General features: G+C 36.8%; 26 protein-coding genes, 1 pseudogene and 1 other annotated feature. Of the genes and pseudogenes, 14 read left to right on the top strand and 13 right to left on the bottom strand.

The genetic code is table 11. The features are described from left to right. The first annotated feature begins 155 nt into the window (after window positions 1-155). A complete protein-coding gene (gene ccpA / locus MKX31_RS21315) occupies window positions 156-1,154 on the top strand; it encodes a catabolite control protein A (RefSeq protein WP_064474558.1) in 999 nt (332 codons plus the stop codon). A gap of 34 nt (window positions 1,155-1,188) precedes the next feature. On the opposite strand, the gene MKX31_RS21310 is transcribed toward ccpA, so the two are convergent. The 3 genes and pseudogenes from MKX31_RS21310 to dhp61 all read right to left on the bottom strand — a co-directional run bounded on the left by MKX31_RS21310 (window position 1,189) and on the right by dhp61 (window position 2,148). Next, entirely contained in the window at window positions 1,189-1,551 is a 363-nt protein-coding gene (locus MKX31_RS21310) for a DUF4288 domain-containing protein (RefSeq protein ID WP_064475081.1), read from the bottom strand. A gap of 1 nt (window position 1,552) precedes the next feature. Next, a complete protein-coding gene (locus tag MKX31_RS21305; protein ID WP_064474559.1) occupies window positions 1,553-1,789 on the bottom strand; it encodes a DUF3949 domain-containing protein in 237 nt (78 codons plus the stop codon). 79 nt (window positions 1,790-1,868) lie between these two features. After that, a pseudogene (gene dhp61, locus MKX31_RS21300) lies at window positions 1,869-2,148 on the bottom strand (protein Dhp61). 149 nt (window positions 2,149-2,297) lie between these two features. Between dhp61 and MKX31_RS21295 the strand changes: the two are divergent. Then, window positions 2,298-2,570, top strand: a complete 273-nt coding sequence (locus tag MKX31_RS21295; protein ID WP_000636592.1) for a DUF3917 domain-containing protein — start codon at window positions 2,298-2,300, stop codon at window positions 2,568-2,570. Between the two features lie 48 nt (window positions 2,571-2,618). Here the strand turns inward: MKX31_RS21295 and mscL are convergent, their stop codons facing one another. From mscL to MKX31_RS21280, 3 genes are all read right to left on the bottom strand, one after another. Beyond that, on the bottom strand, window positions 2,619-3,020 hold the full coding sequence (mscL, locus tag MKX31_RS21290) for a large-conductance mechanosensitive channel protein MscL (protein WP_064474560.1): 402 nt from the start codon (window positions 3,018-3,020) through the stop codon (window positions 2,619-2,621). A 128-nt stretch (window positions 3,021-3,148) separates the two neighbouring features. Next, window positions 3,149-4,075: a Gfo/Idh/MocA family protein gene (locus tag MKX31_RS21285; protein WP_088047992.1), complete on the bottom strand. Its 927-nt coding sequence runs from the start codon at window positions 4,073-4,075 to the stop codon at window positions 3,149-3,151. Between the two features lie 136 nt (window positions 4,076-4,211). After that, window positions 4,212-4,892, bottom strand: a complete 681-nt coding sequence (locus tag MKX31_RS21280; protein ID WP_088047993.1) for an ankyrin repeat domain-containing protein — start codon at window positions 4,890-4,892, stop codon at window positions 4,212-4,214. A 314-nt stretch (window positions 4,893-5,206) separates the two neighbouring features. Between MKX31_RS21280 and MKX31_RS21275 the strand changes: the two genes are divergently transcribed. The 3 genes from MKX31_RS21275 to MKX31_RS21265 all read left to right on the top strand — a co-directional run bounded on the left by MKX31_RS21275 (window position 5,207) and on the right by MKX31_RS21265 (window position 7,746). Further along, on the top strand, window positions 5,207-6,661 hold the full coding sequence (locus MKX31_RS21275) for a sensor histidine kinase (RefSeq protein ID WP_088047994.1): 1,455 nt from the start codon (window positions 5,207-5,209) through the stop codon (window positions 6,659-6,661). Between the two features lies 1 nt (window position 6,662). Next, window positions 6,663-7,352: a response regulator transcription factor gene (locus MKX31_RS21270; RefSeq protein ID WP_064474563.1), complete on the top strand. Its 690-nt coding sequence runs from the start codon at window positions 6,663-6,665 to the stop codon at window positions 7,350-7,352. A gap of 124 nt (window positions 7,353-7,476) precedes the next feature. After that, window positions 7,477-7,746: a hypothetical protein gene (locus MKX31_RS21265; protein WP_088047995.1), complete on the top strand. Its 270-nt coding sequence runs from the start codon at window positions 7,477-7,479 to the stop codon at window positions 7,744-7,746. Between the two features lie 66 nt (window positions 7,747-7,812). Here MKX31_RS21265 and MKX31_RS21260 read toward each other — a convergent pair whose 3' ends face one another. From MKX31_RS21260 to acuA, 4 genes are all read right to left on the bottom strand, one after another. Next, window positions 7,813-8,673, bottom strand: a complete 861-nt coding sequence (locus MKX31_RS21260; RefSeq protein ID WP_098101987.1) for an alpha/beta fold hydrolase — start codon at window positions 8,671-8,673, stop codon at window positions 7,813-7,815. A gap of 122 nt (window positions 8,674-8,795) precedes the next feature. After that, window positions 8,796-9,962: an acetoin utilization protein AcuC gene (acuC, locus tag MKX31_RS21255; protein WP_340981488.1), complete on the bottom strand. Its 1,167-nt coding sequence runs from the start codon at window positions 9,960-9,962 to the stop codon at window positions 8,796-8,798. After that, window positions 9,959-10,603, bottom strand: a complete 645-nt coding sequence (locus MKX31_RS21250) for an acetoin utilization AcuB family protein (protein WP_000634568.1) — start codon at window positions 10,601-10,603, stop codon at window positions 9,959-9,961. The genes acuC and MKX31_RS21250 overlap by 4 nt, the downstream gene beginning before the upstream one ends. Before the next feature lie 17 nt (window positions 10,604-10,620). Further along, window positions 10,621-11,253, bottom strand: a complete 633-nt coding sequence (gene acuA, locus MKX31_RS21245) for an acetoin utilization protein acetyltransferase AcuA (RefSeq protein ID WP_063222474.1) — start codon at window positions 11,251-11,253, stop codon at window positions 10,621-10,623. Window positions 11,254-11,429: 176 nt separating this feature from the next. Between acuA and acsA the strand changes: the two genes are divergently transcribed. From acsA to tyrS, 6 genes are all read left to right on the top strand, one after another. Next, window positions 11,430-13,148 carry an acetate--CoA ligase gene (gene acsA, locus MKX31_RS21240; protein ID WP_064474567.1) on the top strand — a complete coding sequence of 573 codons (1,719 nt, stop codon included), beginning with the start codon at window positions 11,430-11,432 and terminating at the stop codon, window positions 13,146-13,148. Between the two features lie 85 nt (window positions 13,149-13,233). Then, a complete protein-coding gene (locus tag MKX31_RS21235) occupies window positions 13,234-13,791 on the top strand; it encodes a maltose acetyltransferase domain-containing protein (protein WP_088047999.1) in 558 nt (185 codons plus the stop codon). Window positions 13,792-13,857: 66 nt separating this feature from the next. Next, a complete protein-coding gene (locus MKX31_RS21230; RefSeq protein WP_064474569.1) occupies window positions 13,858-14,313 on the top strand; it encodes a hypothetical protein in 456 nt (151 codons plus the stop codon). Further along, window positions 14,294-14,839: an RNA polymerase sigma factor gene (locus MKX31_RS21225; protein ID WP_098101986.1), complete on the top strand. Its 546-nt coding sequence runs from the start codon at window positions 14,294-14,296 to the stop codon at window positions 14,837-14,839. The genes MKX31_RS21230 and MKX31_RS21225 overlap by 20 nt, the downstream gene beginning before the upstream one ends. Further along, window positions 14,820-15,065 carry a hypothetical protein gene (locus MKX31_RS21220; RefSeq protein ID WP_088048001.1) on the top strand — a complete coding sequence of 82 codons (246 nt, stop codon included), beginning with the start codon at window positions 14,820-14,822 and terminating at the stop codon, window positions 15,063-15,065. Before MKX31_RS21225 ends, MKX31_RS21220 begins: the two co-directional genes overlap by 20 nt. Window positions 15,066-15,142: 77 nt before the next feature. Beyond that, window positions 15,143-15,372: a binding site (T-box leader), on the top strand. Window positions 15,373-15,443: 71 nt separating this feature from the next. Further along, window positions 15,444-16,700 (top strand): tyrosine--tRNA ligase, encoded by a 1,257-nt coding sequence (gene tyrS, locus MKX31_RS21215; protein ID WP_000512075.1) that lies wholly within the window; start codon window positions 15,444-15,446, stop codon window positions 16,698-16,700. A 79-nt stretch (window positions 16,701-16,779) separates the two neighbouring features. On the opposite strand, the gene MKX31_RS21210 is transcribed toward tyrS, so the two are convergent. Then, window positions 16,780-17,082: a YjdJ family protein gene (locus MKX31_RS21210; RefSeq protein ID WP_088048002.1), complete on the bottom strand. Its 303-nt coding sequence runs from the start codon at window positions 17,080-17,082 to the stop codon at window positions 16,780-16,782. 150 nt (window positions 17,083-17,232) lie between these two features. Between MKX31_RS21210 and MKX31_RS21205 the strand changes: the two genes are divergently transcribed. Beyond that, window positions 17,233-17,361: a hypothetical protein gene (locus MKX31_RS21205; RefSeq protein ID WP_000050944.1), complete on the top strand. Its 129-nt coding sequence runs from the start codon at window positions 17,233-17,235 to the stop codon at window positions 17,359-17,361. A gap of 54 nt (window positions 17,362-17,415) precedes the next feature. On the opposite strand, the gene rpsD is transcribed toward MKX31_RS21205, so the two are convergent. After that, entirely contained in the window at window positions 17,416-18,018 is a 603-nt protein-coding gene (gene rpsD, locus MKX31_RS21200; protein ID WP_000135322.1) for a 30S ribosomal protein S4, read from the bottom strand. 399 nt (window positions 18,019-18,417) lie between these two features. Between rpsD and megL the strand changes: the two genes are divergently transcribed. Further along, window positions 18,418-19,596 (top strand): methionine gamma-lyase, encoded by a 1,179-nt coding sequence (gene megL / locus MKX31_RS21195; protein ID WP_000726585.1) that lies wholly within the window; start codon window positions 18,418-18,420, stop codon window positions 19,594-19,596. A 62-nt stretch (window positions 19,597-19,658) separates the two neighbouring features. Here the strand turns inward: megL and MKX31_RS21190 are convergent, their stop codons facing one another. Then, window positions 19,659-20,138: a GAF domain-containing protein gene (locus tag MKX31_RS21190; RefSeq protein WP_098101984.1), complete on the bottom strand. Its 480-nt coding sequence runs from the start codon at window positions 20,136-20,138 to the stop codon at window positions 19,659-19,661. Between the two features lie 147 nt (window positions 20,139-20,285). Between MKX31_RS21190 and refZ the strand changes: the two genes are divergently transcribed. Continuing rightward, on the top strand, window positions 20,286-20,924 hold the full coding sequence (gene refZ, locus MKX31_RS21185; protein WP_000814940.1) for a forespore capture DNA-binding protein RefZ: 639 nt from the start codon (window positions 20,286-20,288) through the stop codon (window positions 20,922-20,924). Window positions 20,925-20,934: the final 10 nt, after the last annotated feature.

Here is a 20,934-nt window from a genome sequence, read left to right as displayed (position 1 = left end):
AAAATATTGTATGAGCCTGCGTTTTTATCGTATCATTAGTAAAAGGAAGAACTCGGGACGATTGGTGGCATCTGCAAATAGAGTTGATGTCTTTTTTTCATTCAAGTAACCGATACATAAAATAGATAACAAAAATAGAAGGAGTGTGCGATGAGATGAACGTAACAATTTATGATGTAGCGCGTGAAGCAAACGTTTCAATGGCTACCGTATCTCGTGTAGTGAACGGTAATCCAAATGTAAAGCCTACAACAAGAAAGAAAGTATTAGAAGCAATTGATCGTTTAGGGTACCGCCCAAATGCGGTAGCACGTGGACTAGCAAGTAAGAAGACAACTACAGTAGGTGTTATTATTCCTGATATCTCAAATACGTTTTATGCAGAACTTGCTCGTGGAATTGAAGATATCGCAACAATGTACAAATATAACATCATTTTAAGTAACTCTGACCAAAACAAAGAGAAAGAGTTCCATTTATTAAATACGATGCTTGGAAAACAAGTGGACGGAATTGTTTTCATGGGTGAAGATATTACAGACATTCACATTGAAGAATTCAAAAAGTCTCCAGTACCAATCGTATTAGCAGCGTCATTTGATGAGCAAAATGAAACGCCATCAGTAAATATTGATTATACACAAGCAGCTTACGACGCAATGAAGCACTTTATTGAGCAAGGACATACGCGTATCGGTTTCGTCTCTGGTCCTTTCATTGATAAAGCGGGAAGCGCCAAGAAGTTACACGGTTATAAAAAAGCTTTAGAAGAAGCAGGTATTTCATATGATGAAAATCTTATAATCGATGGAGATTACACATATGATTCAGGTATCGAAGCATTCGAAAAGCTTTGGAGCAGTGATGAAAAGCCAACAGCAATCTTCGTATCTTCTGACGAAATGGCACTAGGTGTAATCCATGCAGCACAAGACGCTGGATTAAACGTACCAACTGATGTAGAAGTACTTGGTTTCGATAATACACGCCTTGCATTAATGGTTCGTCCACAACTTTCAACAGTTGTACAACCAATGTATGATATCGGTGCAGTAGCAATGCGTCTATTAACAAAGTATATGAACAAGGAAAAAGTGGAAGATCACACTGTTATCTTACCTCACCGCATCCAATTTAGAGATTCAACGAAGTAAGTATAAAAAAGCTCACAGCAATTGCTGTGAGCTTTTATTCGTATTCAGGATAGTATGTTTTAACTACTGTATCTACCGTTTCATTTTTCTTAACGTGTAAAAATCTTGCATACAATTCTTTTCCTGTTTCAAATGGTGTATCGTCTAATTCAAACACATGCAATACTTTTCGAAACGTCCACGTTACTTGCTCATCATACATGTTATTGTATGTATCTTCAGATTGTATCGCGATTTTTTTTCCTAGTTCGTGAGCTTCTTCTAAACTGTTTGCTTTAACAAGAATAATACTTTCTTCAAAAAGTGTATCGTGATTCTCTTCATAATGCTCATCAATTTTCGTAGGATGAGGCTCACCAGAATGAACAGATTCAAATAATAATTTTATAGCGTACATATTATGCTGCATGTTTCACTCTATAAATAATACTTGCGACAAGCGAAGCAGGTATTGTAAATACGTTACTTTGATAATGATAATGTATTTGGGATTCTTCATAAGACATGTTGTTATATAGTTCGTTTTGTGACACGTTCATTTTTTTCTGTTTTGTCTTGAGCATCTTCATATAGTTATATTGTATTGGGACGAGAATGATGAAATAGGCTAATACGATTAGTGAAATCCAAATCATTATGAACACTCCCTTGTAAAGAATAGTTGTATATGGTAATTATATCAATTTATATGAATGATATCCATTTTTAAAGTGGTCAATTTCCTTTCCAAAATGCAAAAAGTTCTTCAGGACTCTGTAAATTATGTTCAAGGCATGCTTGTGCAGTGCGCTTAAAGCTTTGTATTAAATGTTCTAACCGAGAAGGTTCATATTGTTTTACATTGCCAGCAATAATAGTTTCATCCTTGTCTAAGTTAAGTGATATTTGTTTCTAATTGTACAACTTCGATATAAAAAAGATTTTTGTCTAAGTCGATTGTAATATAATCGAATCGCTCTACTTGTTTAAAATATCCTACAATATCATCTTTCAATTGAAATCCTCCTAAGTATGCGTCCTATTGGTGACTTCGCTACAAAATTGGTATTATTCCTTGTTATATGTCACATAAGTGCAAATTTAACTATTATAGGGCAATGTCATGTATAATAGAAAGAAAAGGCTTGTGAGGGGGGAGAAAAGATGATCGTTCTTTGGATAATTACGCTTTGTATGACTGCTATTTTTGCATATATGACGTTAAAACAAAATGGCTTAAAGCGATTTGTTCCAGGAAGTATTCTTGCAGGAATTGCCCTTATCACGTATGTAATTTCTATTTTTATTGAAAGTGTATCAGTGGACATGAGCACAAGTTTAATGTTCATGGGTATTACACTATTTGCAGGTAGTATTATGGTACTTATGGTTGCAGGTATTATTTTATTTATTCATATGAATTCGGAAACGTTATAGCATATAGAAAAGGCATGTCCCGAGGGGCATGCCTTTTTATCCGTTCAATTATGCTCTATCTTTAGAAGAATTTTGTTGTTTTAATAAGTCACGAATTTCGCTAAGAAGAACTTCTTCTTTCGTTGGCTCTGGAATTTCTTCTGTCTTTTCTTCTTCTTCTCTTTTAGATGTTAGTTTGTTGAACACTTTAACGAACATAAAGATAGAAGCTGCAATAATTAAGAAATCAAAAATAGTTTGGATGAAGTTACCATACATAATAGATGATTTACCGAATGTAAGTTTTAAATCTGTAAAGTTAACGCCGCCCAGTACCATACCAAGTAATGGTGTGATGATATCTTTTACTAAAGAACTAACGATTTTACCGAATGCAGCACCGATTACAACCCCGACAGCTAAATCGATTACATTCCCTTTGAATGCGAATTTTTTAAACTCGTTCCACATGTGTTAATCCCATCCTTTCCACGATTCAATATGAAATTTATAATTCCTATCAACATATTCTATAGAAATTTGTGATAGAAATAAAGAGGAAATGGGAATGAAAGTAAATTCTGAAAAATGTATCCGTTTTAATTTTTGCTTACAGCTTGCAGTAGAGATTGGAGCATTTGTTGAGATTTTAATCCTTCTAATCCATCTACAATAGGCTGTGTATCACCTTGTACACATTGGATAAAATGATGAACAGCATCTTCAAATCCGCGCTGCTTTAACGTTGTCTCCCATGATGGTGAACCACTTTGTGAAACGGAGTTTTCTTGCTCAATTTCAAATGTGTTCATATTTTTTACGCGAATGATTTTACCTGCCGTTACAAGTTCAATTTGTTCTAAATTTGTACCTGCATGGCGGTGCATCGCCGTAGAAAGTAAAAGTCCATTTGCAGTTGTATATGTATGATGTCCGTAAAGAAGTTCGTTCTTTTCATTGATTTGCATCATATTATGAACGATGTTAAGGTCATCGTTAGCTAACCAGCGAGCAGTATCTACAATATGTAAGTAATCATCTAACATAGTAAAGTCATACGTATATGGCCCCACTTTATTTGTGCGGTGCTTTTCAATTCGAACCCATGAAATATTATGAGCTTGCTCTTTTGCAGCAACATACATAGGAACGAATCTGCGATTAAATCCGACCATTAACTTTCGGTTATACTTTTCACTCATTTCAACTAGCTTCTCTGCTTGCTCAGTAGTAGCAGCTAGCGGCTTATCAACATAAACATCGATTCCTTTTTTCAGAAGTTCAGAAACGATTTCATAATGTGTAGCAGTTGAACTATGAACGAAAGCCGCATCACATTCTGAAGCGAGTGCCTGAAGGTTAGCGAAATCTTGAATACGATATTGCTCGCAAATTTGTTTTCTTTTATTAACATTAGGTGTAAACGCTCCCACAAAAGTCCAATCAGTTTCCTTTGTCAGTGTTGGAAGGTAAGCCTTTTGTGCAATACTACCTAATCCAATCATTCCAATACGAGGTTTGCTCATGTTTTTTTCCCACCCTATTATAAATATATAAGTTGTCTAGCTGTATAGCTATGTGACGAAATAACTGTAGCATAGACTGGGGAGAATGGCAAAAAATAGATTTGAAAATGATACGTTTTTTATAGGAAATGAGCTTTTATTTATTTGTCGCTAACAAAATCTTCTCTATCTCTTCAAAGTTATGAACACGGGCATGCTCTAGCGGGGTAACACCATCGTTGTCGGGAATATTTACATCTGCACCGTGCTCAATAAGAAGCTGAATGACTTGTTGCTGTGTTTCGTTTCCATTACTTAGTACGATGGCTTCCATTAAAGCGGTCCACCCGAGATTATTTACATGGTTAACATCAATAGTTGTTCGCGTAAGGAGTTCTTTAATAACATCAATATAGCCATGTTCTGAGGCGGGGATAAGAGCTGTTCCGCCGTAACGATTTGTAAGCGATGGATCTGCACCGGCATCAATCGTTAGTTTTAAAATATCAAAGTAACCTTCTGCACCGGCGTATAGAAAGGGATTGTTTTTCATATCGTCTTGGATATTTACGTCAGCCCCTGCTTCAATAAGCACTTTTGCAGTTTTTACATCATTTTTGTATGTAGCAATCATAAGAGAAGTACGTCCTTTATTGTCCGTTATATTTATGTCAGCCCCTTTTTTGAGTAATGATATAACAGTATTCGTTTCTTGTTTCTCAGTAGCTGTTAGTAGTGCTGTCTCCATGTTTGTCATCTCCTTTTTAACTTCTTGTTCTTGTGAGCATCCTTGTAAAAAAATTACGCAACATATCATGCTTACTGTTTTTTTGAACATGGAATTTCAACCTCCTTTTGCAAGCAATTCGGTATCCTAATTTAAACTGTAAAATAGGAACATTAAATTTTTATAAACTGACGCTAAAATTACTATAAAATCGCTTGAGTATTTGAACATATATTTTTATGCTTATGAGTAATAAGGTTTGGTAAAGTGAAACTTTAATCAGTGGGGGGGGCCCCACTGATTATTAGTTGAACCAATCGGGCTTTTATGGGCAGTTGATTCCTACCTAACTTCTTTGCTTTCTCTGGATTTTGAGGTGGGGGTCTTACTGCCCGTTAATGCGGGGTAAAGTGAGGATGTAACATATGTCTATTAAAACAAGATTTTTATTCTCTTATATTGCTGTTATTCTCGTTTCCATTACGCTCATATTAGTCGCGGGATTTTTAATTGTTTTTTCCATAACAGGAGACTTGGAATCAGTGAAAAATTTCTATAAAAGTTCCTATATTCAAAAGCCGCTTACGCCAGAAGAAGAGAATACGTATATTGAATTGAAATTAGCGGCAAAGAAAAATCAATCTCAACTATTAGATGAATCGTTCGTTTCAACACTTGAAAAAGAAGGTGTGAAAATAGTTGTAAGAAAGGGAGAAACCATTTCTTATGCTACAAAAGTATTTGAAAGTGTATCTTTAAAAGAAGCCCTTCCGAAATTTGAATCAGCAAATATTAATAGTCGTGGTACAACGGAACTAGGCGATACATTTTATCGATATGTAAAATTTGATTTTTATTTTCCTGGGGATGAAGAAGGGAGTATATTTGTACTAAAAAGGCAAAGTTCATTTGTCGATCTTACACAAAAGTTATTTCCGATTTTGTTCGGAGCGCTTTTACTGTTAGCCATTTTACTCATAGGGCTATTAAGTTATTTCGTCTCAAGAAGTGTAATAAAACCAATTTTTGTACTGAAAGATGCGACTGGGAGAATTAAAGAAGGGGATTTAGATTTCCAAATTCCAGTTACATCCCATGATGAGATTGGGCAATTAAATCAAGGATTTGAGGAAATGAGGAAGAGATTAAAAGAGTCGATAGAGATGCAAACGCAGTATGAAGAAAATCGAAAAGAGCTCATTTCAAACATATCTCATGATTTAAAAACACCGATTACATCTATTATTGGATATGTAGAAGGCATAAAAGATGGAGTCGCAAATACGCCAGAAAAAATGGATAAGTATTTAACGACCATTCATACGAAGGCAAAGCATATGGATACACTCATTGATGAGCTCTTTTTGTTTTCAAAGCTTGATTTGAATCGAGTTCCTTTTCAGTTTGAAACGATAGAGTTAAACGTGTTTATGCAAGAATTATTAGAAGAGATGCAGATGGATTTAAGTGAGGAAGGTATAGAAGTTTATTTACAATTGCATTCATCACCACTATATGTAACGGCCGATTGTGAAAAGATAAATAGAGTGATATCAAATTTAATTCATAATAGTGTGAAATACATGGATAAAGAAGCGAAGAAAATTACTGTAACAGTATTAAGTGATAACAATACAGTCATTGTAAAAGTGGTGGACAATGGATCAGGTATAGAAGCTGATACGCTGCCGTATATATTTGAGCGGTTTTATCGTGCAGAGCAATCGCGAAATTCTAGCACAGGTGGAAGTGGACTTGGCTTAGCGATAGCGAAGCAAATTGTTGAAGAACATGGCGGAGAAATTTGGGCGGAAAGTAAGCTTGGGGAAGGTACAAGTATTTTCTTCTCATTGAAAAAAGTACAGGAATGTGGTGAGTAGAATGAAGAGAATTTTATTAGTAGAAGATGAAATAAGTATTGCAGAATTACAGCGAGATTATTTAGAAATTAGTGATTTTCAAGTCGATGTAGAACATACAGGAGAAGTAGGTCTACAAATGGCTCTTCAGGAAGATTATAATCTAATTATTTTAGATATTATGCTTCCGAAAATGAATGGTTTTGAAATTTGTAAACAAATACGTGCTATAAAAGACATTCCGATTTTACTTGTTTCAGCAAAGAAAGAAGATATAGATAAAATTCGCGGACTCGGTTTAGGGGCGGATGATTATATAACGAAACCGTTTAGCCCGAGTGAATTAGTAGCAAGAGTAAAGGCGCATATTTCTCGTTATGAAAGATTATCAGGAAATGTGAGTAAGCAACGCGATACGTTATATATTCATGGGATTTCTATCGATCAGCGAGCGAGAAAAGTGTTTATAAACAATGAAGAAATTGCGTTTACAACGAAGGAATTTGATTTACTAACATTCTTTGTAACGCATCCAAACCAAGTATTAAATAAAGAACAGTTATTTGAACGTATTTGGGGACTAGACTCAGCTGGCGATTTAGCCACTGTCGTTGTTCACATTCGAAAGCTACGTGAAAAAATTGAAAGAGATCCTGCTCACCCGCAATATATTGAAACAGTGTGGGGAGCTGGTTATCGCTTTAACGTGTAATGTACCTGCCGAGTAATTGGCAGGTTTTTTATTGTTATCTGGACTAAAAGGGAATAATAGGTAATTTATGTTAAGATATAAAGAGAGATAAAACATAGGAGAGCATGAGAGGGCGTGCTACATTTTGGGAGATACATTAAAAGATAATAAATTAAACAAGACTTTAAAGATTGGAACGAATATCGTACTTATCTTATTAATTATCGGTGCAATACAAATGTTTTATGATGGAGATTCTACGAATGATCATTTCGGTGGGTTATTTATGATGGTCTTTTTTGGAATTAAAATAATTTCTAGTTTTATGATGAGTATAAAAGAAGGAGATAAAAAGGCAGTATTACTTGATGTAGGCTTAATGATTTTTTTGTTCTTCTTGTTGTTTCTAGTGTGAAATACTTCTTTTGAAAAAAGCTCATATTCTTATAGAGGCTGTGAGCTTTCCTTAGTAATAACGGTACTAGTGTAACGATTTATAAAATGTTTGAGTAGTAGAAGTAAACTGAGCACATTCTTCTAAAAAAGGATAATGGTTACTCTCCTCAAATATCACAAAGATAGAATTACGTATGCCATCATGCATCTCAATAGAATACTGAATTGGGCACTGTACATCATGTCTTCCGCATATAATAAGTGTCTTTGTTTGGATGGAAGGTAAATGCTCTCTTAAATCAAATGAAGGATATTCATTTGAAAAAGCGTTCATCCGGCTAGCGGACATAGTTTTTTGGATTGGTTTACAAAAATAAGAGTTGTAGTTTTCTGGTTTATACAATGATAATTTTGTTCTCTTAGTAGATAGCTCTTTCCGTTCTTCACTTGTAAGGAGAGGGCTTTTTAAGTTTTCGATGAGTTGTTGCATATAATGAAACTGAGGATGTGCTGGGTGATAAATGCAAAAGGGTGTTTCGGTATAGTTACTTGCTGCGGCTCCAACGACGACTAATGATTGTAAGGAATTTGGATATGCAATCGCATATAAAAGTCCAAGCATACCACCTGTTGAATGGCCAGCGAAATGCCATGTTGGGAGTTGTAAAGCTTCTCGTATTGCTTCTAAGTCGTGAACGGTTTCAATCATACTTAATTCTTTTTCTGAATTGGCTTTTGCTGAGTTACCAGCGTTTCGTAAATTAATGAGCAATACACGATGCGTAGCAGTGAAAACATCCGCAAAGTAATCGCCAGTTTCATTAAATTGTGAATAGTGATGTGTAATGCAAAGTGGTTCGCCATTTCCTTTTGTAAAGAGTTCAAATGTGCCACGTTTCGTGCTAATTATTTGTAGTTTCCACATAATATCACTACCTTTTCTCATAAAAGTTGGACCAGTTAATTATGAAATAAAATATATCAGCGCAACTCGAAATATAGCGACTTACTGACAAAATCAGATAATAAATAAAAGGGAGGCTATTCAAAAACGAGCCTCCTTTTCGTTTAGTACAAATATTTTGTCATATTATTCCGAATAATTTCAAGGGATTTCGTTACAGTTAATGCGTTCTTTTCTTCAATTTCTGGTTTACGGGGGATCGGTTTATACATGTTGTTTGGATCTTCCCATGTGAGGGGAAGTTCTGTTTCAGCTTGTCCTTTCCAAGCGTCAATCCATTCTGGAGGGAGATAACCTGAGATGTTTTGGATGTTGTTCATTTCGAGCCAAATGAGTGCCCAAGCTCTTGGGACGACGCGCCAATGGTCATAGCCACCACCGCCGACAGCGATCCAGCGACCTTCGCAATATTCATTAGCGATTTCGCGAGCGAGCTTCGGTATTTCACGGTAAATATTCATCGTTGCGCAAAGGTGTGTAAGTGGGTCGTAATAATGTGCGTCAGCACCATTTTGCGTTAAAATAATATCCGGTTTAAAGTATGCGGCAACTTCTTTTACGACAGTTCGATATGAATCTAAAAACGATTCGTCTTCTGTAAAGGCATCGAGTGGGACGTTAAAAGAATAACTATAGCCATTACCTTGTCCGCGTTCATTTACAGCGCCAGTTCCAGGGAATAAATAGCGCCCAGTTTCATGTAATGAAATGGTGCATACGTTAGGATCATCGTAAAAAGACCACTGTACACCATCACCGTGATGAGCATCTGTATCAATATATAAAACACGTAAACCGTATTTTTTCTGTATATATTTCATTGCGATGGAACTATCGTTATAAATACAAAATCCAGATGCCTTGCCGCGGAAGCCGTGATGTAAGCCGCCGCCTAAATTAAGCGCGTGTTTTACTTTTCCGGAAAGGACAGCATCGACAGCAGTTAACGTACCGCCAACGAGTAATGCACTTGCTTCGTGCATATTTGGAAACATCGGTGTATCTTCTGTTCCAAGTCCATATGTCATCGCAATTGATTTTTCTAACTTACCTTCTCCAGCACGTTTTACCGCATTTATGTACTCCTCTGTATGAACGTAGGCGATTTCTTCATCTGTAGCCATTCGTGGTGAGATGATTTGGGAGGGAGAGATAAAACCGCCCTTTTGTAATAAATCATACGTGAGTGTGACGCGCAGTTGGTTAAAAGGATGATCAGGGCTAAACGAATAGCCCCGAAAGTCATCCGAATAAATAAACGCGCTACTCATGCTTGCATCCCCATAATATTCGGCCATAATACGCGGTAGCCTTCTGCTTCAAGTGCATCAATCACTTTTAGCGGATTCATCGTTTGAATGCGGAAAACGAGTACTTTATCATTCTCATCTTTTGCTGGGTAGACGAGAACGCTCACGATATTGATTTGTAACTCACTAAAAATGGCAACGACTTTTCCGAGAATACCAGGTTCATTTTTTACTTGAATTTCAATTTGTGAACTCGGTTGATGTGCTCCTGTTAATTTCACTAACGTGTGCAGTACAGTAGATTCAGAAATGATTCCAACTAGCTTGCCAGCCTTTGTAACAGGGAGACAGCCAATTTTATTTTCAAAAAATAAAGTAGCAATTTCTTCAACGAAATCGAGAGGATGGCAAGTCATAACAGGATGTTTCATAATAAGTTCAAGTGGTTGCTTCAGCATATCGAGTGAAACTTGTTCATCTAAAATAGACGGACTTGCATCTCTTACATCCCGATCAGAAATAATGCCTACGACATGATTATTTTGATCGACAATTGGAATGTGCCGAATGCCTTTCGTGCGTATCGTTCGGATTGCTGTTTCGATTGTATCGTTTGGATGTAGTGTCACTACATCTTGATTCATAATTTCTTCTACAATCATTCCAGTTGCCCCCTTTATTAATACATAAAACGATTGTGAAAACGTAGACGATCAAATGCTTGAATAGAATCTGTATCAACGCGTTTACCGATGCGGACCATTAAACAGTTAGCGGGATGCGAACAAATTTCAGGATCATCTGTAGCCATCCATTGTAAGCCACCGGCATTCATCATCTTTTCCATTACTTTTCGGTATTCCCAAACATTCAAGCCTGTTTGTTTTAAATCCCAGTGCCAATAATATTCAGTCGTCAATATAATGTAATCTTCCATATAATCGTCCATCATTGAAACTTCTAATAAGTTCTTTCCGACAGCGCAACCGCGGAAGGCTGGGACAACTTCAATCGCCCCGAGTTCAATTAAGTTTTCAATCTTTCCTTCTGACCATCGTTCAAGTGGATCGGGATATAAGTATGTAACATATCCAACAATCGTTTGGTCATGTCTAGCGATAATGAGACGAGCTTCTGGTAATTTAGAAATTTCGACAATTGCTTTATATTGCTGCTCGGCAGGACGAAACGCAACTAAATCGGGATGAAATTCATACATTTCTAAGTTATGTGTAGAGACAGGACCTTCAATAATTAAAGTGCCTTTCGCTGTTTTTAAGTTTCTAGCATTATATATTTTTTTATGAATCAATGTATTACTCACCACCTTGAGGGTTTGTGAATCTATTAATATCGTACTTTATAATATATGCGATGTGAATCGAAATTTGTCATTAAAAATTTGTCTAAAAATCAACAAAAATACTGAAAATTTTAAATAATGTCATTATAATAGATAATAGAATACATAGGAGGGGGATGTAAAGTATGAAAGTAGAAACGCTTCCTGTCATTAAAGGAGAAAATAATTTGCCGAATTATGATGAGGCATACGCGAATTTTAACTGGGAAGAGGTTAATAAAAACTTTACTTGGAATGAAACAGGCCGAGTAAATATGGCGTATGAGGCAATTGATAAGCATGCGAAATCCGATCGTAAAAATAAAGTAGCCCTTTATTATCAAGATGGATCGCGAAAAGAGAAGTATACATTTAAGGAAATGAAGGATTTTTCTAATAAAGCAGGAAACGTCCTGAAAAATTATGGCGATGTAGAAAAAGGCGATCGCGTTTTTATTTTTATGCCGCGTTCTCCAGAATTATATTTTGCCCTTCTTGGTGCAGTGAAATTAGGGGCAATCGTTGGTCCGTTATTTGAAGCATTTATGGAAGGCGCAGTTCGCGATCGTTTAGAAGATAGTGAAGCAAAGGTATTAATTACAACACCTGAATTGTTAGAGCGCGTACCATTAAATGATTTACCTGCTTTAAAAACAGTCTTCCTTGTTGGAGATAATGTAGAAGAAGGCGGTAAAACAGTAGCGTTCAATCCTTTATTTGAACAAGCTTCAAAAGAATTACATATTGAATGGTTAGGCCGTGAAGACGGTTTGATTCTACATTACACGTCTGGTTCTACTGGTAAGCCAAAAGGTGTGCTTCATGCGCAAAATGCAATGGTGCAGCACCATCAAACGGCAAAATGGGTGCTAGATTTAAAAGAAGATGATGTATATTGGTGCACAGCTGATCCGGGCTGGGTAACTGGAACGGCTTACGGTATTTTTGCACCGTGGTTAGTCGGAGCATCCAATGTTATTTTAGGTGGGCGATTTAGTCCAGAAGCGTGGTATGAAACGCTACAAGATTACGGTGTAACAGTTTGGTACAGCGCACCAACAGCGTTCCGTATGTTAATGGGTGCTGGACAAGACGCAATTAAAAAATACGATTTATCACAAGTGCGCCACGTATTAAGCGTTGGTGAACCGTTAAATCCAGAAGTAATTCGCTGGGGTATGAACGCATTTGGACTTCGTATTCATGATACGTGGTGGATGACAGAAACAGGTGGACAAGTTATTTGTAACTACCCTTGTATGGAAATTCGTCCAGGTTCAATGGGTAAACCAATTCCAGGTGTGAAAGCAGCGATTGTTGATAATGAAGGAAATGAAGTGCCTCCGTACACAATGGGTAACTTAGCAATTGGTAAAGGTTGGCCAGCGATGATGCGTGGAATCTGGAATAACCAGCAAAAGTATGAATCTTACTTTATGCCGGGAGATTGGTACGTATCAGGTGACTCTGCTTATATGGATGAAGATGGATACTTCTGGTTCCAAGGGCGTATTGATGATGTAATTATGACGTCAGGTGAGCGCGTTGGTCCGTTTGAAGTAGAAAGCAAATTAATCGAGCATGCGGCTGTTGCAGAGGCTGGTGTAATTGGTATTCCAGATCCGGTTCGTGGCGAAATTATTAAAGCATTTATCGCGCTTCGAGCAGGATACGAACCATCTGATGAATTAAAAGAAGAGATTCGTCAATTTGTAAAGAAAGGCCTAGCAGCTCATGCAGCGCCAAGACAAATTGAATTTAGAGATAAATTACCGAAAACGAGAAGTGGTAAAATTATGCGCCGCGTATTAAAAGCGTGGGAGTTAAACTTACCAACAGGTGACTTATCAACGATGGAAGATTAAGAGAGGAAGGTCTGAACGAAATAACGTTCAGACCTTTTTTTTATGTTATTATAAACTTATATATATAAGTTGAAGGGGCAGTAAAATGAAAACAGAAAAAGAAAAGATGATACATGGGGAAATGTACATCCCGGCTGATCCAGTTTTAGTACAAGAGAGGGAGCAGGCTCGTATTTTGACGAGAAAATTAAATGATACGCCAGAAGTACAATTAAAAGAGCGTAGCGAAATCGTAAAAGAACTATTCGGAACGACTGGAGATAACATTCATCTTGAATCTTCTTTTAGATGTGATTACGGTTATAACATTCAAGTTGGTGAAAATTTTTACGCGAACTTTGATTGTACAATTTTAGATGTATGCCCGGTGACAATCGGAGTGAACTGTATGTTAGCTCCAGGTGTTCACATTTATACAGCAACACATCCGCTTGATTCAGTAGAGCGCATAAGCGGATCAGAATACGGAAAACCAGTTACAATTGGCGATAACGTATGGATTGGTGGAAGAGCGATTATTAATCCAGGTGTAACGATTGGAGATAATGCGGTTATCGCATCTGGTGCTGTTGTAACGAAAGATGTGCCGGACAATGTAGTAGTTGGCGGAAATCCTGCAAAGATTATTAAAAAAATAAAATAATATTTGAACGAAGTGCCTTCCTCGTCTGTATACATTTATGAAAGAATAGATGAGGGAGGCTTTTTTATGTCTAATAAATTACTTCTTACTTTTGCTGTAATTGGAATTATAGTTGTATTTTCTTGTGGTTTGCTATTACCGATGCCAATCGGATTTAAAGTATCAATGATTACAGCTGGGGTCATGATGATTGTTATGTTTTCAATCATTATCCCATTTGATAGAAAACATATAGTACGGAAAAATGGATATAAAATTGATTTTACAAAAACAAAAGTTTATTTTCGCTGGAATGTATTTGATACGATTTCGGCTTGTCTTGCAGTGTATGCATGCATATGTGTGCAAGCATTAAATATTTTAGTTTCAACCGGACAGACAATTCAAAACCCGTATGTTCAATTTTTTACGAATCAATCACAAGTATGGATTATTGTTGCTAGTTGCTATTTAATTTCCCGCATTTCGTTAACGTTAAAAGGAATAAAGGAGATCAAAAATCATGGCGCAGATTGGGATTGAGGAGGAACTCATGCTTGCGTATCAAAGTGGAGATAAACAGGCGGGAGAAAAACTATATGTTTTAATCAAACCAGCGCTATATACATTTTTGTATCGATTTAACCGAGATGAACAATTAAGTATCGATCTTGTGCAAGATACGTTTTTGATGTTAGAACGAAAGAAACATATGTATGAACTTGAAAAAGGCAAAATAAAAACGTATTTATTTCAAATTGGTTATCGTCTTATGATTAATAAATTAAATAGAAGAAAAAAGTGGCGTACGCTTTTGCCATTTTTAGTGCCGATTCAGGAAAAAGAATTTTCTCACGAAGATCGGCTCACAGTAAGAGAAGCGATTTTGAAAGTTCCTGAAGAACAGCGAGCTGTCCTCATTCTTTCTTATTATCATGATATGCAGCAAAAAGAAATTGCAGAGATATTAAACATTCCAATTGGAACGGTGAAGTCGAGACTTCATAACGGGATAAAGAAATTGAAACAATTACTGGAGGTGGATGAAATTGAGCGAAAATCCCTTTAAGAATGAATATAAATTACAGCAACATTTAGATAGTGACCATGTAGAAATACCAGATTTTCCAAAAACGGTAAGTCGCTTCGATCGATTAATCGGATTTCTTGGTTCTCCAGCGAAAGATCCTGTGGAGGCGACGATTGGGAATGATTTATCGGTTGTGTTTCATGTGTCGTTATTAGTTGGGGTTCCAATTCTTTCTCTTATTACGATACTCTTTGCGACGTTGTAAAGGATTGGTAAGAAGAGAACACCTACCTCTATTTGACACGCCTATATAAATGATGGTATAAAGAAAAGTATATGAATAATTGAGCGTGGAAAGGGAGAAGTAGTGATCATTTCCCTGTTTTAGAGAGCTGATGGTCGGTGAAAATCAGCACATAGATGATCGCGAATTACGCCCCTAGAGCATCTTTTTTCGATTGAATTGTATTCAAAAGGGAAAAGACGGTGCTAAGCCGTTATGTAAATAAGGTGGTAGGCTTTTTTTGGCCTGCAACTAGGGTGGTAACGCGATAATCAAAATCGTCCCTTATTTAAAGGGGGCGATTTTTTTATGTTTTCAACCTTCACGCCAGTAATGAACTTAAAGGAGAGTATGTAGGATATGGGTATTTTACAAGATCTTGAATTTCGCGGTCTAATTAATCAGCAAACAGATGCTGAGGGACTTGAGCAATTATTAGAAAAAGAAAGCGTTAAATTATACTGTGGTTTCGATCCGACAGCAGATAGCTTACACATCGGTCATATGTTACCAGTATTAATGTTACGTCGCTTCCAATTAGCTGGTCACCAACCAATCGCACTTGTTGGCGGTGGTACTGGTATGATCGGTGACCCAAGTGGTAAAAAAGCAGAACGTACATTAAATACGAAAGATACAGTTGCTTACTACACAGAAAGCATTAAAAACCAACTTTCAAACTTCTTAGAGTTTGAAAACGTGGACAACCCAGCAACAATGGCTAACAACTATGATTGGCTTGGTAACTTAGATGTCATTTCATTCTTACGCGATATCGGTAAAAACTTCGGTTTAAACTATATGTTAGCAAAAGATACAGTAGCATCTCGTTTAGATACTGGTATTTCATTCACTGAGTTTAGTTATATGATTTTACAATCATACGACTTCTTAAACTTATACCAAAACCATAATTGCCGTCTACAAATCGGTGGTAGTGACCAATGGGGTAACATTACAGCTGGCCTTGAATTAATTCGTAAATCAGAAGAAGATGCGAAAGCATTCGGTTTAACAATTCCACTAGTTACAAAATCTGATGGTACGAAGTTTGGTAAAACAGAAGGCGGCGCAATTTGGTTAGACCCAGAGAAAACAACTCCTTACGAGTTCTACCAATTCTGGATTAACACAGATGACCGCGACGTTGTTAAATACTTAAAATACTTCACATTCTTATCTCATGAAGAAATTCTTGAGCTTGAAAAGCAAGTAGCTGAAGCTCCGGAAAAACGTGCAGCACAAAAAGCATTAGGTTCTGAAATGACAAAACTTGTTCACGGCGAAGAAGCATTAGAGCAAGCGATTAAAATTTCAGCTGCATTATTCAGCGGCTCTGTAGCAGAACTGACTGCAAGCGAAATCGAGCAAGGATTCAAAGACGTACCATCTGTAGAACGTACTGCAGAAGATACAGTATTAATCGACTTACTTGTAGAAAGCAAAATCTCTCCATCAAAACGTCAAGCACGTGAAGATGTAACGAATGGTGCAATCTACGTAAACGGTGAGCGTACACAAGCATTAGACTACGTTGTAACAGAAAACGACCGCATCGAAGGTAAATTCACAATCATTCGCCGCGGTAAAAAGAAATATTTCTTAATTCGTTACTAATCAGAAACGAATATAAAACAAATAGTACCCCGAATTGTAGGATGAAAAGTCTATAATTCGGGTTTTTTTATGTATGAATTTAGATTGTCTCACCAGTTCTTGTAAATAGAATATGAAGAATTAATACGATCATATAAAGTAAGCTAATGAGCATAACAATAAATGCTGTTGGATAAAATTTTGCCGCATATATAAAGAAATCGATTTGATAAATATCTTGGTAATTTGAAACGGTGCCTTTAAAGTAATTCGTAAACTTAGCGCTATATTTCCATTCATCGGGATAGTCTATTAAATTACTTCCCTGATACCAATTAATAAGCGCGGAAGTAATAAAAAGCATACATGCACTACCTAATTGAACCATTTGGTTTATTTTCAAAATGAATCAACCTCCTATTTTATGGTTATTATAGCGTGCATTCATATTCCTGTAACCTTTTTGTTGTAATCTCCTTTTCGAATTCATACGGAAATCACATGTAAGCGGTATGATAAATGTATAACAAATAGAAAGGAGTGGTAAAACAAAATGTCACTAGAAGCGCTCATTATTTTTTCTTTGCTAAATGCGGGTCAGCTTGCAGAGAATTCGAAGGTTGATGTACATAAAGAGCAGAAAGATGCTTATGTATATGTGCAGAAAGAGGAAAATAAATAATTTTATTTTATATATAAACGAAAAAAGCCAATCCAGAGGATTGGCTTTTTGTCATTAACGAGAGTAGAACTCTACGATTAATGCTTCGTTGATTTCAGCTGCTAACTCAGAACGCTCAGCGTGACGAGTGTAAGTAGCTTCTAATTTATCAGCATCGAAAGTTAAGTATTCTGGTACGAAGTTGTTAACTTCGATCGCTTCTTTAACAACAACAAGGCTGTTAGATTTTTCGCGAACGCTGATTGTTTGACCAGGTTTTACACGGTAAGATGGGATATCTACGCGAGATCCATCAACTGTGATGTGGCCGTGGTTTACTAATTGGCGAGCTGCACGACGAGTGCGAGCTAAGCCCATACGGTAAACTAGGTTGTCAAGACGAGCTTCAAGAAGGATCATGAAGTTTTCGCCGTGCTTACCAGGCATTTTACCTGCTTGGTCAAATGTGCGACGGAATTGACGCTCAGTCATGCCGTACATGTGACGAAGTTTTTGTTTCTCTTGTAATTGTAAACCGTATTCTGAAAGTTTCTTACGTTGGTTAGGACCGTGAGGACCTGGTGCGTAAGGGCGTTTTTCTAATTCTTTTCCTGTGCCGCTTAGAGAGATTCCAAGACGACGAGACAGTTTCCAAGCTGGACCTGTATAACGAGCCATAGTTGACTCCTCCTTTAAAAATGTTTTTATTTACGTAAAATAAAAACAGACGTAATCGATATTTACGGGCATTTTGTTTTCATGTACCTTCGCTCCAGCAGCAGGGAGTTACGAGATACACCTCCGTAGAGGAACAAAATACAAACGATAAACTCACATTACAAGGCTGCCTTTTTATTTTACACAAACGCTATTATATCTTTTACCTAGAGTTTCGTCAAGCGGGTACGTTTTTGTTTTATGCATATAAATTTTGGAAATTAATAAGAAGGAATTTAAAACGATATACAAGAAGTGATAGAAACACAAATAAAACGCTTACATAAAATGTAGTAAAAAATGTTCATTAATTTTTTGTTGATGAATATGCGGTATAAAAACATAAAAGGGGATGTTTTTATGAAAAAGAAGCATATGGAGACAGCGTTAATTCATCACGGTTATACATCTGAGGAACATAAAGGAAGTTTAACACCACCGCTATTTCAAACGTCTACATTTACATTTGAGACTGCGCAGCAAGGAGAGGCGAGTTTTGCGGGAGTGGATCCATCTTATATTTACTCAAGACTTGGAAATCCAACTGTAAAATTATTTGAAGAACGTATGGCGGTGTTAGAAGGAGGAGAAGAAGCACTTGCTTTCGGATCCGGTATGGCAGCTATTTCCGCAACGTTAATTGGTTTTCTAAAAGCTGGAGATCATATTATTTGTTCAAATGGATTATATGGGTGCACGTACGGATTTTTAGAAGTGTTAGAAGAGAAATTTATGATTACGCATTCGTTTTGTGATATGGAGACAGAGGCTGATATTGAAAATAAAATCCGTCCAAATACGAAGCTTATTTTCGTTGAAACGCCGATTAATCCAACGATGAAATTAATTGATTTAAAACAAGTAATTCGGGTTGCGAAGCGAAATGGTTTACTTGTCATTGTTGATAATACGTTTTGTTCACCTTATTTACAAAGACCACTTGAGCTTGGTTGTGATGCAGTTGTGCATAGTGCGACAAAATATATTGGCGGTCACGGCGATGTTGTGGCGGGTGTAACGATTTGTAAAACGAAAGCGTTAGCTGAAAAAATTCGCCCGATGCGAAAAGATATCGGCGGTATTATGGCGCCGTTTGATGCATGGTTATTGTTACGCGGATTAAAGACGTTGGCGGTAAGAATGGACCGCCATTGTGATAATGCAGAAAAAATTGTATCGTTCCTGAAAAATCATGATGCGGTAGAAGGTGTTTGGTATCCAGAAGGTGAGTTAGCATCTCGCCAAATGAAACGGGGCGGCGGTGTGATTTCTTTTTCAGTAAAAGGCGGAAAAGAAGAGACACAAGCGTTTATCAATGACCTTCACTTTATTACAATTGCCGTAAGTTTAGGGGATACAGAAACGTTAATTCAGCATCCGGCAACGATGACGCACGCTGCGATTCCGGCTGAGCTAAGACAAGAAATGGGCATTTACGATAATTTAATACGTTTATCTGTCGGTTTAGAATCATGGGAGGATATCGTTTCTGATTTAGAGCAGGCATTAAAGAAAATATCTACTGTTAGTAATCAATAAAAAAGAGTGAGCTATCGGTTTCGTACGTGATGTACGCAATCGATAACTCACTCTTTTCTTTTTTAAATATGTTTTAGGAGTGTTTCCACAAACTTTTCTAAATAGCGCTGATCTACTTCATCAAAACGATTTTTTTCAGGGCTATCAATATCAAGTACACCAATGACAGTTCCTTCTTTCACGATCGGTACAACGATTTCTGAATTAGAAGCACTATCGCAAGCGATATGTCCTGGGAATTGGTGAACGTCTGCTACAAGCTGCGTCGTTTTTGTTTCAGCTGCTGCGCCGCAAACGCCTCGTCCAAATGGAATGCGCACGCAAGCAGGCATTCCTTGGAAAGGTCCAAGAACAAGCTGATTTCCTTCTGTTACATAAAAGCCAACCCAATTCACACGATCTAAAAATTGATTTAATAATGCGGACGCATTTGATAAGTTTGCGACTACGTTCGGTTCGCCAGTTAATAATGCATCCAGTTGTTTAATTACTGTCTCGTATTGTTCTTCACGAGAACCTGCATAACTTTCTTTTGTAAACATGGAAACAACTCCCTTTTTATCGAGATGTGTAAAATATTAGCAAAATACGATGTATTTCACATGACTTTGTCGATAGAAAATTAAAGGAATTTGTCTTAAAAGTCAAGAAATTTAAACTATAGCTGTTCAGTGAGAGGAAGTGAGCGCATGAAACAGACGAAACAAAAAGTAATTGATGCGGCAATATCGTTGTTTAACACGAAAGGTTATGATGGAACGTCGGTGCGAGAAATTGCAAAGCGAGCGGATGTGAATGTAGCGAATATTTCATATTATTTTGCTGGAAAGCAAGGTTTATTAGAACAGCTTATTACTGACTTTTTAGAAGGATATATTCATGTGATTGAAACGTCCTTTGAACAGAGAGAATATTTGTCGGCTAAAGATATGATGGTGCAAATGGTGCGTGGGATTTTACGATATCAATTTGAAAATAGGGAATTGACACGTTTCTTTTACCGAGAGCTTTCGCTTGATACGACATTAATTCGCGAAGTGATGACCATTTACTTTTCTAAAGAAAGATATTATATAGAGCAAATTATAAAGCATGGACAAATGAAGCAAGAATTTAAAAAGGTATCTTTTACAATGTTTATGACGCAATTAAAAGGCATGATGAATATGCCGTTTTTATATCCGCAATATATATCAGAAGTGCTGCATTCTTTTCCGTCTGAGACATTTTTCATAGAAATGTACACGAAAGAAATTGAACAATGGATGGAACACACATTATGTATAACGAATATATACTATGAATTACCAAGAGCTGTTCATATGTGAAGAATCCCCA

It is taken from the genome of Bacillus sp. FSL M8-0063, assembly GCF_038005545.1.
Lineage (GTDB): Bacteria > Bacillota > Bacilli > Bacillales > Bacillaceae_G > Bacillus_A > Bacillus_A wiedmannii.
This window is presented reverse-complemented; position numbering and strand designations above follow the sequence as displayed.